The sequence below is a fragment of the Komagataeibacter sp. FXV3 genome (assembly GCF_015155755.1).
GTDB lineage: Bacteria > Pseudomonadota > Alphaproteobacteria > Acetobacterales > Acetobacteraceae > Komagataeibacter.
Genome location: NZ_VWPI01000131.1, coordinates 26,322 through 38,782, shown reverse-complemented (window position 1 = coordinate 38,782; position 12,461 = coordinate 26,322). Strand labels below are relative to the sequence as shown.

Annotated in this window: 10 protein-coding genes; 2 read left to right on the top strand and 8 right to left on the bottom strand. The window is 63.9% G+C overall.

The features are described from left to right. Window positions 1–79: 79 nt before the first annotated feature. The 5 genes from F1542_RS11840 to hrcA all read right to left on the bottom strand — a co-directional run bounded on the left by F1542_RS11840 (window position 80) and on the right by hrcA (window position 6,608). Window positions 80–535 (bottom strand): hypothetical protein, encoded by a 456-nt coding sequence (locus tag F1542_RS11840; RefSeq protein ID WP_227672696.1) that lies wholly within the window; start codon window positions 533–535, stop codon window positions 80–82. A gap of 115 nt (window positions 536–650) precedes the next feature. After that, window positions 651–1,782, bottom strand: a protein-coding gene (gene prfB, locus F1542_RS11835) for a peptide chain release factor 2 (protein WP_193733216.1) whose coding sequence is annotated in 2 segments (ribosomal slippage) — window positions 651–1,712 and window positions 1,714–1,782 — 1,131 coding nt in all. Because the reading frame shifts where the segments join, the coding sequence is not laid out codon by codon here. A gap of 65 nt (window positions 1,783–1,847) precedes the next feature. Next, window positions 1,848–4,412 carry a penicillin-binding protein 1A gene (locus F1542_RS11830; RefSeq protein ID WP_193733215.1) on the bottom strand — a complete coding sequence of 855 codons (2,565 nt, stop codon included), beginning with the start codon at window positions 4,410–4,412 and terminating at the stop codon, window positions 1,848–1,850. A gap of 110 nt (window positions 4,413–4,522) precedes the next feature. Continuing rightward, a complete protein-coding gene (locus F1542_RS11825) occupies window positions 4,523–5,410 on the bottom strand; it encodes an aldo/keto reductase (RefSeq protein WP_193733214.1) in 888 nt (295 codons plus the stop codon). Between the two features lie 118 nt (window positions 5,411–5,528). After that, window positions 5,529–6,608, bottom strand: a complete 1,080-nt coding sequence (hrcA, locus tag F1542_RS11820; protein WP_193733260.1) for a heat-inducible transcriptional repressor HrcA — start codon at window positions 6,606–6,608, stop codon at window positions 5,529–5,531. Between the two features lie 147 nt (window positions 6,609–6,755). On the opposite strand from hrcA, the gene rph reads away from it, so the two are divergent. Further along, window positions 6,756–7,484, top strand: a complete 729-nt coding sequence (rph, locus tag F1542_RS11815; RefSeq protein WP_193733213.1) for a ribonuclease PH — start codon at window positions 6,756–6,758, stop codon at window positions 7,482–7,484. Next, window positions 7,481–8,098 carry an RdgB/HAM1 family non-canonical purine NTP pyrophosphatase gene (rdgB, locus tag F1542_RS11810; protein WP_193733212.1) on the top strand — a complete coding sequence of 206 codons (618 nt, stop codon included), beginning with the start codon at window positions 7,481–7,483 and terminating at the stop codon, window positions 8,096–8,098. The genes rph and rdgB overlap by 4 nt, the downstream gene beginning before the upstream one ends. Window positions 8,099–8,229: 131 nt before the next feature. On the opposite strand, the gene F1542_RS11805 is transcribed toward rdgB, so the two are convergent. The 3 genes from F1542_RS11805 to rpsO form a co-directional block, all read right to left on the bottom strand. After that, window positions 8,230–9,648, bottom strand: coding sequence for a nitronate monooxygenase family protein (locus F1542_RS11805; RefSeq protein ID WP_193733259.1), 1,419 nt, complete (start codon window positions 9,646–9,648; stop codon window positions 8,230–8,232). Window positions 9,649–9,740: 92 nt separating this feature from the next. Further along, window positions 9,741–11,876, bottom strand: coding sequence for a polyribonucleotide nucleotidyltransferase (gene pnp, locus F1542_RS11800; RefSeq protein WP_193733211.1), 2,136 nt, complete (start codon window positions 11,874–11,876; stop codon window positions 9,741–9,743). Window positions 11,877–12,183: 307 nt separating this feature from the next. Beyond that, entirely contained in the window at window positions 12,184–12,453 is a 270-nt protein-coding gene (gene rpsO / locus F1542_RS11795) for a 30S ribosomal protein S15 (protein ID WP_025439775.1), read from the bottom strand. Window positions 12,454–12,461 lie beyond the last annotated feature (8 nt).

Genomic DNA, 12,461 nt, shown 5'->3' with positions numbered 1-12,461 from the left:
AATCCTCTGACGAAAAGGCCATGGGTCTGGCCTGCAACACATTTCATGACTGTTATCTGACCAGTCCGGGAGATGAAAATCAATCCACCTGTATCGATTTCGGAACAATTTCCGGCATGTGGACCCGCCGGTCACGCCCGATGACAGGTGCGGAAATGACGGGAACCACAGGCTGGACCATGACCGGGCGCACAGGCGGCGGCGCGGGTGGGACGGGTGGCATCGGCTCGGGAATGATCCGCAGCGTCACCGGCGGCAATGGGCGATAGGGTTCGGGAAACATGGGCTTGGCCTTGGGCCGCAACCCGTAGGCCAGCATCGACAGAACAACGACATGGACCGCAATGATCACGCCCACCACGCGCACGTACGGCGTGCGCCGTCGCTGCCTGGCCGCATAATCCAATCCCATGACTTCGTCAGACCACATGCCATTCCCATCCAGACGCCACCAGCCAGCGCCCTTGGACCGGGGCTGCGCGCCATTAATTGCCAGACCCTGATTGGGCGTGGTCGGGGCGTATGTGTCAAGCATGATATGCAACAGGTGCGGAACAAATTTCCTGTTGCGGAACAATGGTTCCCGCTCCGGCATGAAAAAACCCCACGACCGGAAGCCGTGGGGTGTGTGCATGAACGGACTGCCGCGGTTACTGCGCCTGCGCGCTGGCTTCCGACCGGGTCGCCCCCACGCGGGCGGCAAGGGCGGCGGCCATGAAGTCATCCAGGTCACCGTCCAGGATGGCGTCCGGATTGGTCTTTTCCACGTTGGTCCGCAGGTCCTTCACCAGCTGGTACGGGGCCAGCACGTAGGAACGGATCTGGTGCCCCCAGCCGATATCGGTCTTGTTCGCCTCGGTCTGGGCGGCGGCGGCCTCGCGCTTCTGCAGTTCCTGCTCGTACATGCGCGCCTTCAGCATGGTCATGGCCGTGGCGCGGTTACGGTGCTGGGACCGGTCGGTCTGGCACGCCACCACGATCCCTGTGGGGATGTGGGTGATGCGGATGGCCGATTCCGTCTTGTTGACGTGCTGGCCGCCCGCGCCGGATGCCCGGAACGTATCCACGCGCAGGTCGGCTTCGTTGATCTCGATCTCGATCGAATCATCGACCACCGGATAGACCCATACGGACGCAAACGATGTCTGTCGCCGTGCCGCCGCGTCAAACGGCGAGATCCGGACAAGGCGATGCACGCCCGCCTCGGTCTTGAGCCAGCCATAGGCATTGGGACCACTGACCTGGATGGTGGCGGACTTGATGCCGGCCTGCTCCCCTTCCGAACTTTCCATCATGGTCACCTTGTAACCATGCTGTTCAGCCCAGCGGGTGTACATGCGCAGCAGCATTTCGGCCCAGTCCTGCGCCTCCGTCCCGCCCGCGCCGGCATTGACCTCAAGGTAGCAGTCATTGCTGTCCGCCTCACCCGAAAGCAGGCTTTCCGTCTCGCGCCGCTTGGCTTCTTCCGCAAGCGCACGCAGGCTGGACAGCGCTTCGGCCACGACAGCCGAATCGCCTTCCATTTCCGCCAGTTCCACCAGTTCGAGCGTATCGTTCACATCGGCTTCCAGCCGCTGCACGCCCTCGATCTGGTTGGCCAGCAGCGTGCGCTCGCGCATGAGCTTCTGGGCGGCTTCGGAATCATTCCACAACTCGGGGTCTTCGGCCCGGTTGTTCAGCTCCGCAAGGCGGTCGATTGCGACATCCCAGTCAAAGATGCCTCCTCAGCAGTGCCACCGACTGCTTGATCTGGTCGTTCAGGGCCTCTGTCTCGGCAGACATGGGCTTGCTCCTCGCTCAACGGTAAACAATGCGGGCATGCGCGCGGCCGCCCGGCATAACGGGCGTCAATACAGGCCACCCATGCCAATGTCACCCCCGGAAGGCTGGGGTGCGGCGGGGCCGGACGGCGCGGCGGGATGGCCTGCTGATGTGCTGCCATCCCCCGCCACCGCCGGGCTGCCCGGCATGGTACCCATGTCGGTTTCGGAATCAGGCATGTTTTCAGCACCGGTATCCGCCGCCGTCAGCGCCATGCCCGAACCCGCGCCAAGGTCAACACTGACCCCCGGCACCTGTCCGGGCTTGAAGGCGTCGATCGCCATGCCCATCCCGGTATCGTAACGGGCCAGCTGTACCCCCTCGGGCACGCGGAAATCAAGGCGCGGGCGGGTGGCCAGCGCCGCCTTCATCACCTGGTTCCAGATCGGGCCGGCGATCACGCCGCCGGTCTCGTTCTTGCCCAGGGACTGCGGGGTATCGAACCCGATCCACACCACCGTCACCAGATCGGGGGAAAAGCCCGCGAACCATGCGTCATTGAAATCCTGGCTGGTGCCGGTCTTGCCCGCGATGGGCCGGTCAATGCCCGCGCCCGCGCGCACGCCGGTGCCGCGGCGCACCACGTCCTGCATCATCGCCACGATCTGGCTGGCGGACGTAGCCGATACAACCTGCGGCCGGGTATCCTCCATCTGCGGGCCATCGGCGGCCATGCTGCCGGCCTTCCACGTTATGCCATCGGGGCGCCATACGACGTTGCCGTTACGGTCCTTGATGTCATCCACCAGGGTGGGCGTGACCAGCCTGCCGCCATTGGCGATGGTGGCATAGGCGGCGGCTTCACGCATGACGGTGGTTTCCACCGCCCCCAGGGCTGCTGGCAGCACCAGCGGCATGGAATGGACAAGGCCAAGCTTCTGCGCCAGATCGGCCACCGGTTTCATGCCGATCTGTGCGGCAAGGCGGATGGTGACCAGGTTGCGTGATTCCCGCAGCGCATCATGCAGCGTGGTCGGGCCCCAGAAATCCTTTTCATAATTGTTGGGATGCCATTCGCCATAGCTGACGGGGGAGTCGTCGAATTTCTGCGAAGGGGAAATCCCCTGCTCCATCGCCGCCAGATAGACGAAGGGCTTGAACGACGACCCCGGCTGGCGCGCCGCCTGCGTTGCACGGTTGAACTGTGATTCCCTGAACGACCAGCCCCCCACCATGGCCATGACGCGCCCGGTATGCACGTCCACCGTGGCCAGCGCACCTTCCACGCGCGGCACCTGCCGCACGGCAACGCCGCCACCATCGGCCTGCGGTTCGATCAGGATCACGTCACCTTCCTGCAATCCCTTGCCGGTGCGCATCCATGTCCGGTCACGTGCCAGCAGTTCACCGGTATGGGGAATGACGGGATCATGCCCCTCCAGCCAGCCCACGCGCCCGGTGGTGGCGGACAGCACGACCGCGACCCGCCACTGTTCCAGCATGGCGGCGGGTGCTGTGACATGGGCCAGCGCATTGGCCCAGTCGCCGCTGGCATCCGCTGCATCGATATGCGTGAACGCGCCACGCCAGCCACCATGCGCGCGGTCATAACGCAGCAGCCCGTCACGCAGGGCGGTCGTGGCCACCTGCTGCAGATGGGAATCGAGCGAGGTATGAACCGACAGCCCACCTTCCATCGTGGTGCCGATGCCGTAGCGTTCGATCAGTTCCCGGCGCACTTCCTCGGCAAACCATTCGGAACCGGGGACCGGGCCGGGCCGGGTAAAGTTGGCGGGCACCAGCGGCTCCTGCTGGGCCGCGCGCGCTTCCTCGGGCGTGATGACCTTCAGGTCCGCCATGCGGTCCAGCACCCAGTTGCGCCGGTTGGTCGCCGCCTGCACGAAGCGGTGGGGATTATAGTTGGTGGGCGACTTGGGCAGCGCGCCAAGAAAGGCGGCCTCGGCATTGTCCAGCTGGTCCAGCGGCTTGTTGAAATAGGTCTGGGCCGCGGCCCCGATGCCGTAGGCCCCTTCGCCAAGGTAGATTTCGTTCAGGTAGATCTCGAGGATCTGTTCCTTGCTCAGCGTCTGCTCCAGCCGCATGGCCAGCAGCGCTTCCTTGATCTTGCGGTCGATGGAGACCGCATTCGATCCCAGCAGCATGATGCGCGCGACCTGCTGCGTGATGGTGGACGCCCCGATGGGACGGTGCTTTGTCCCGTGCATCATCATGTCGGTCAGGCCCGCGCGCGCGATGGCCATCGGATCAACACCGCCATGGGTAAAGAATTTCTGGTCTTCCGCCGCAAGGAAGGCATCGCGCACGCGTTCGGGTATGGCGCTGTAGGGCACGAATATGCGCCGTTCCGCCGCCAGTTCCGCCATGACCTGATCATCGCCCGAATACAGGCGGCTCATGACCGGGGGCTGGTAGGTACGCAGGCCGTCAACCGTGGGCAGGCCCTCGCTCAGGCGTTCATATTCCCCCCATGCCAGAAGGGCCGCCCCACCGCCACCCAGCAGCAGGACGGCAAGCGCGCTGCCCGCCAGCCAGCGCACCATGCGGTAACGCGGGCGGCGCGGGCCGCCAGCGCCGGGGCGTGAGGGTCCATCAATCCGGCCATCACGGCCTGATCCGTCAGCAAGCGTCATCCGGTATCCAATAGGGAAAGAAAGGGGCGGTTGTGTGTCGAGACCCCTGTCTAGCATTGTCCGCCGCCGCCGTCGCCCCCGATCCGCCGCCCTGTTGGCGTGCCGGCTGCTTACGCGCCGTTACGGCTGGCCCATTCCGCGCGCCCGTCATTATCAAGCTGCTGGAATTCCTCATGGCTCAGTTCAATGGCGGCGGCAGCGGCGTTATCGGCCAGATGGTCGGGACTGCTGGTGCCGGGAATGGGCAGCATGACCGGCGCACGACGCAGCAGCCACGCCAGCGCGATCTGTCCGGGCTGCACGCCCTTCTCGCTGGCCAGGCGGGTCAGCAGCGTGTCCCCCCTGGTCAGGCTGCCTGCCGCCAGCGGCGCCCACGGGATGAAGCCGATATTTTCCTTCGTGCAGTAATCCAGCACGTCTTCGGAATAGCGGTTGACGAGGTTGAAGCGGTTCTGGACCGTGGCGACAGGGAAATACAGCCGCGCGCGTTCGATCATCTCCACCGTGACTTCCGACAGGCCGACATGGCGGATCAACCCCTGCGCGCGCATGGCGGCAATGGCCTCGAACTGCCGTTCGGGCGTGCAGTCAGGCCCCACGCGGTGCAACTGCCACAGGTCGATGCGTTCGACCCCCAGCCTGCGCATGCTCATCAGCACGCACTGCCGCAGGTAATCGGGGTTGCCAACCGGTTTCCAGATATCGGGACCGTGGCGTGTATGGCCGCCCTTGGTGGCGATGATGGTGTCCGTGTAGGGATGCAGCGCCTCGCGGATCAGGTCCTCGCTGACAAACGGGCCGTACGCATCTGCCGTATCGACGAAGTTGATGCCCAGTTCCGGCAGGCGCCGCAGGGTGGCCAGTGCCGCAGCCCGGTCGGCGGGTTCACCCCATATGCCCTTTCCCGTAATGCGCATGGCGCCAAAGCCAAGCCGCGTGACCTCCAGGTCACCACCAATCATGAACGATCCGGACTGCCTTGCATCGGGCGTGAACATGTCATTCTCCTTGCGCGTTGGGCGACCATGCGCCTGCATGGGCGCCGGGCGCGTGTGGCTGGTCTGTGTCCCCATTAAGGACCGCGGGCGACGTGGGTTGCATTGCAATCCCGTCGCCTCAGCCCAGCATCCGCCCGATCACCCGCGCCGTGTAATCCACCACGGGAATGATGCGGGCATAGTTGATGCGGGTGGGGCCGATCACGCCAATCGCGCCGACAATGCGGTTGGAATCGGTGCGTGCGGGGGCCACCACCACCGACATGCCCGCCATGCCGAACAGCCCGCTTTCCGCCCCGATGAAGATCCGCACCCCTTCGGATTCGCGCGCAAGGTCCAGCAGGCGCAGCATGGTTTCCTGTGTTTCCAGCCGTTCAAACAGCATCTGGATCGTGGTCAGGCGTTCGATTTCCGTCACATCGGCCAGCAGGCGGCCCTGCCCGCGTATGAACAGGGTGCCGCCGCGCTCGTCCGCGTCGCTCCATGTTGCCAGCCCGCTTTCCACCACTTCCGCCGTCAGGTGGTCCAGTTCGTTGCGGTTGGCCGTCATGTCGGTGCTGACCGTCTCGCGCAGGCGGTCCAGCGTCTGGCCCGACAGGTGGGCGTTGAGGTAATTGCCCGCCTCCACCAGTGCGGATGGCGGCAGGCCGGGCGGGGTCTCGATCACGCGGTTTTCCACCTGCCCATCCGCGCTGACCAGAATGACCAGTGCGCGCCCCGGACCCAGCGCCACGAATTCGATATGCTTGATGGTGGTGCCATCACTCTTGGGGGCCATGACCAGCCCCGCCGCCGATGACAGGCCCGACAGCATGGACGATGCCTGCGCCAGCGTATCCTCCAGCGAACGGCCCTTTACGTCCAGCATGCCCGCGATGCTTTCACGCTCCTCCTCGCTCAGATTACCGAACTGCAGCAGGCCATCGACAAACAGCCGCACGCCCTTTTCCGTGGGCAGCCGCCCTGCCGATGCATGCGGCGAAAACAGCAGCCCCGCATCGGTCAGGTCCGCCATCACATTGCGAATCGTGGCGGGAGAAAGCGACAGCGGCAGGCGCTGCGACAGGGTGCGCGACCCCATCGGTTCGCCCGTTTCGACATACTGCTCCACGATCTCACGCAGGATCGCGGCAGAACGCGCATCAAGCCCGGACAGCAGGGCGGGCTGCGATACCTGTGGCCGGTTTTCCATCGCCATGCCTCCCGTGTTGCACATATCCATTCACCATACGGACCATCCGCGTCCCCATCATAGCAGATCCTGCCGCGTCCTGCCCACGCGGGACTGGAAATCGGGACGGGTTGCAGGCTATGCCGCCCCATTACCTTGCGGAGTTTTACGCCCATGCGCCCATCCGGCCGTGCCATTGACGCCCTGCGTCCCGTCTTCATCCAGCCCGGCTTCGCCCACCATGCCGAAGGGTCCGCCCTGATCCGCATGGGCGGGACCGAAGTCCTGTGCGCCGCCACGGTGGAAACCCGCGTGCCCTCCTTCCTGCGCGGCAAGGGGCAGGGCTGGGTCACGGCGGAATATGGCATGCTGCCGCGCGCCACCCACAGCCGGGGCCAGCGCGAGGCCGCACGTGGGAAGCAGACCGGCCGTACACAGGAAATCCAGCGTCTGATCGCCCGTGCCCTGCGCGCGGTAGTAGACCTGAAGGCACTGGGCGAAATCTCGGTCACGGTGGATTGCGACGTGCTGAACGCCGATGGCGGCACGCGCTGCGCCGCGATTACCGGGGCGTGGGTGGCCCTGCGCCTGGCGCTGGAAAAACTGGTACGCGACGACACCCTGCCCGCCCTGCCGATCAAGGGACAGGTCGCAGCCATATCGTGCGGGCTGACGGATGACGGTCCGGTTCTGGACCTGGACTACAGGGAAGACAGCACGGCCAGCGCCGACGCCAATTTTGTCCTGACCGCCGATGGCGGCATCGTGGAAATTCAGGGTACGGCGGAAAAGGATCCCTTTACCGAAGCGCAGTTCAATACCCTCATGCGGCTTGCCCGCACCGGCACGGCTGAACTGTTCCGTATCCAGACCGCCATCGTGGAAGAGGCATTAAAGGCATGAACACATCCCCCACCCGCCTGAACCGTGGCGACACACTGGTTCTGGCCACCCATAACCGGGGCAAGATCGCGGAATTCGCGGCCCTGCTTGCGGGATACGGCATCCGTGTCGTCTCCGCCGGAGACCTGTCGCTGCCCGAGCCGGAGGAAACCGCCGACAGCTTTACCGGCAACGCCGCCATCAAGGCCGCTGCGGCAGCAAAAGCCGCCAACCTGCCCGCACTGGCTGATGATTCGGGTTTCTGTGTCGCGGCGCTGGATGGCGCGCCGGGCATTTTCTCCGCCCGCTGGGCTGGCCCGAACAAGGATTATCCTGACGCCATGCGCCGCATCCATGACCAGATGGGGGATAACCCGGACCGCAGCGCATGGTTCATTTCCGTCCTGTGCCTTGCATGGCCAGACGGGCGGACCGAAACCTTTGAAGGGCGCATTGACGGCCATGTCATCTGGCCGCCGCATGGGGAAAACGGCCATGGCTATGACCCCATCTTCGCCCCCGGCAGCGGCACCCGCAGCTTTGCCGACATGACGGATGTGGAAAAGAACACCATCAGTCATCGCGCGCTGGCCTTTGCGCTGTTCCGCGATGCCTGCCTGCCCGCGACAGCATAAAGAAAAAGCTTCAAAGCACGCCGCCTTTTTAAAAAAGGCGGCGCCCAAAAACTTTCATCATTCCCGATCATGATGAAAAAAGGCCGGTGCCCTTAGGGCAACCGGCCTTTTTCACAGGTTTCATGATCGCGTTAACGCCCGGTCATGATCTGTTCCAGCAATTGCGCCACAGTGGGCACGAAGCCGTTGGCATAGAACGGGTCGGTCGCAAAACGCCATGCGTTCGTGCCGCCGAACATCAGGTTGTGGTCAATCACATCCGCCTGATCCGGCCCATGGGCATGGGCCGCCGCCTGCAACGTTTTCTGGATGCAGTAGGAACGTGGGTCCGCCTTGTGCCCGTTGGAATAGGCAGGCGGCTTCTGTGACCAGTTGGAAAAACGGCATTCCGACAGGCAGCCCATGCAGGCCCCCTGATCGGCCAGGATTTCCCGCGCCTGTTCCGGGGCCACGAACACCAGCGTATTATCCGGTGTGCGCATGGCCTCGGTATGGCCTTCCTCGATCCACAGCCGCGCGCGCTGCGCATCAGCCGGGGTGACATAAACCTGCCGCCCCCGTGCACCGATGGCCAGCGCCGCCGTATGTTCGCCCATCGCTTCAGGGGAGAACGGAATCTGCCGTTCCGACCGTCCCCGCAATTCGCGCAGGAACGAATTGTTCACCGCAGACGAATAAAAACCGGTGGGTGAGAAACGGTTAAGGAACACATCCCCCTTCTTCAACGTCAGCAGACGCTGCTTCCACGCATCGGGAATCGGGCTTTCGCGCGTCAGCAGCGGCCGGGTGCCGAACTGGAACACGATCGGACCCAGTTCGGGGTTGTCGATCCAGTCCTGCCATTCCTCCAGCCACCACACGCCACCGGCCATGATGATGGGGGTGTCATCCAGGCCAAAGGCCCGCATCTGCTTGCGCAACGCCAGCACGCGGGGGAACGGGTCTTCCGGCGCCAGCGGGTTTTCGGTGTTGGACAGGCCGTTATGGCCACCCGCACGCCACGGGTCTTCATACACCACCGCACCCAGCAGTTCGGCCGTCTTGTGGTACGAACGCCGCCACAGGGCATTGAACGCACGGGCGGATGATACGATGGGATAATAATGGATACCGAACCGCGCCGCGATTTCCGACAGGCGGTATGGCATGCCCGCGCCACAGGTCAGGCCCTGGATCATACCCGGCGCACCCTCCAGCACCCCGTTTATGACGCGTTCCGCACCACCCATTTCCCACAGGATGTTGGCATGGATACGTCCCTTGCCCCCTGCGATTTCATGCGCGATGCGGGCCTGCGCGATCCCGCCGCGAATGGCGTAATCAATCAGTTCCTCGTGCCGCTCGCGCCGTGTCCTGCCATGATAGATCTGCGGGACGACGTTGCCATCTCTGTCATAGGAATCGGCATTCACGATCGAGACCGTGCCAGCCCCCCCGGCTGCCGCCCAGTGCCCGGCGGATATGCCGGTTGAGATCGAGACGCCCTTCCCCCCTTCGACCAGGGGCAGAATATCCGTCCCGCCCATACGGATCGCATTGATCGGCTTCATCACCATTCCATCGTCATGTGTCTGCCCGCGCGGCGGGGCGCCCATGCCGGGCGCATCCCGCCGCCGGGTGTCATACAGGCCGGAGCCGCGTCTTAGCGCGCGGGCGCACGGCCGGGCTTCGCGCCCACTGTCTCGGTGATATCGGCACCGGTGTCCTGATCAACCACGCGCATGGACAGCTTGACCTTGCCGCGATCGTCAAAGCCCAGCACCTTCACCTTCACCTCGTCTCCCTGCTTGACGACATCGGTCGTCTTGGAGACACGGCCCTGCGCCAGTTCGGAAATGTGAACCAGCCCGTCACGGGGGCCGAGGAAGTTGACGAACGCACCGAAATCAGCGGTCTTGACGACCTTGCCGTTATAGATGTGCCCCACTTCGGGTTCCGCCACGATGCCACGGATCCGTTCGATGGCCTTTTCAGCCTGATCATCGGACGACGCGGCGATCATGATCGTGCCGTCATCGTTGATGTCGATCTTCGCACCCGAATATTCAACGATCTCACGAATAACTTTACCGCCCTGACCGATCACGTCGCGGATCTTTTCCTTCGGAACCGAGATCGTGGTGATTTTCGGCGCGGAAGAAGATACATCCGTACGGCCTTCGGTCAGCGCCTTGGCCATTTCACCCAGAATGTGCAGGCGACCCTGACGGGCCTGACCGAGCGCGATCTTCATGATTTCCGGCGTGATGGACGTGATCTTGATGTCCATCTGCAGCGCGGTCACGCCCTGTTCGGTGCCCGCCACCTTGAAATCCATGTCGCCAAGGTGATCTTCATCGCCAAGGATGTCGGACAGGACGGCGAAGTCCTCGTCTTCCTTGATCAGGCCCATGGCGATACCGGCCACCGGGCGCTTCAGCGGCACACCGGCATCCATCAGCGCAAGCGACGTGCCGCACACGGTCGCCATGGAGGACGAGCCGTTGCTTTCCGTGATCTCGGACACCACGCGCATGGTGTACGGGAAGGTATCCTTGCCCGGCAGCAGCGGGTGGATCGCACGCCATGCCAGCTTGCCATGACCGATTTCACGACGGCCGGGGGAGCCCATGCGCCCGCACTCACCGACCGAGAAGGGCGGGAAGTTGTAATGCAGCATGAAGTTGTTGCGATATTCGCCTTCCAGCGCATCCACGATCTGCTCGTCCTGGCCGGTGCCAAGGGTCGCGACCACAAGGGCCTGCGTCTCGCCACGGGTGAACAGGGCGGAACCATGCGCGCGCGGCAGGATGCCGACTTCGGACACGATCGGGCGGATCGTTTCCAGGTCACGGCCATCGATACGGAAACCGGTATCCAGCACTTCGGTGCGGACCACGTCGGCTTCCAGATCCTTGATCATGGGCTTGGCGGCATCGGCGTCGGCCTCCCCGATCTTGGCAAGGATGGCTTCACGGGCTGCGGCAACCTTCTTGTAACGCACCTGCTTGGCGCGTTCCTTGTAGGCATCGGCGATCAGGGCGCGACCGGCCTTGTCCACCTTCTTGCGCAGCTTGATTTCCTCAGCCGTCGGCTCGGCCAGTTCCCATGGGGCCTTGGCTGCGCTTTCGGCCAGGTCAATGATCGCATCGATCACCGGCTGGAAGGCTTCGTGACCGAACGTCACCGCACCCAGCATCACTTCCTCGGACAGTTCCACGGCCTCGGACTCGACCATCAGGACGCCTTCGGACGTGCCGGCCACGACCAGGTCCAGTTCGCTTTCCTTCAGCTGGGAAATGGTCGGGTTCAGCACATACTTGCCGTTGCTGTAACCGACGCGGGCCGCACCCACGGGGCCGAAGAACGGAATGCCCGACAGCGTCAGCGCGGCCGAACAGCCGATCAGCGCCACGACGGCGGGGTCGTTTTCCATGTCGTGGCTGAGCACGGTGGCGACGACCTGCACTTCATTGCGGAAGTTTTCGGGGAACAGCGGCCGGATCGGACGGTCGATCAGGCGGGAGTTCAGGACTTCGGCCTCGCTCGGGCGGCCTTCACGCTTGAAGAAGCCACCGGGGATCTTGCCCGCGGCGTAAGCCTTTTCCTGATAATTGACCGTCAGCGGGAAAAAATCCTGCCCCGGCTTCACGCTCTTGGCGCCAACGGCGGTGCACAGCACCACCGTGTCGCCATAGGTTACGACAACCGCGCCGTCGGCCTGGCGGGCGATCTTGCCCGTTTCCAGCACCAGCGGGCGGCCGCCCCATTCGATTTCCTTGCGAAAATAATTAAACATCCAGACAACCCTGTCCGTTGACTGCCGCAATGCAGGCGGGCCGGACATTGGAACGTTGATGGCAGCGCCTCGGACGGCATGGAGCGATGACGACACATACCGCCAGAACACCATGTGGCCTGAAACGCTGCGATCCGGTCCGGATATCTCCGCCGTGGCGTCGGCAGCGTGTTGATGGCACCCGTCTGATCACGGATGCCGGAAGATAGCCGGCCCGACCGGACACGGGCATGCGGGTGCATGCGCCGTGTCCGTGCGGGCCGTATGGCAGGAACGCATTATGACCGCGTTCCCGCCATGTCGCAAATCAGCGACGCAGGCCAAGACGCTTGATCAGCGTTTCGTAACGGGCCTGGTCCTTGCGCTTGACATAGTCCAGCAGGCGGCGGCGGCGGCCGACCAGCATCAGCAGGCCACGACGCGAATGGAAATCCTTCGCGTGGGTCTTCAGGTGATCAGTCAGGTTCACGATCCGCTCGGTCAGCAGGGCAACCTGTACTTCCGGCGAGCCCGTGTCCGTCGCGGCATTGCGGTATTCGCCAATAAGCGCCGTGCGGCGTTCAGCAGTAATCGACATCGTCATCT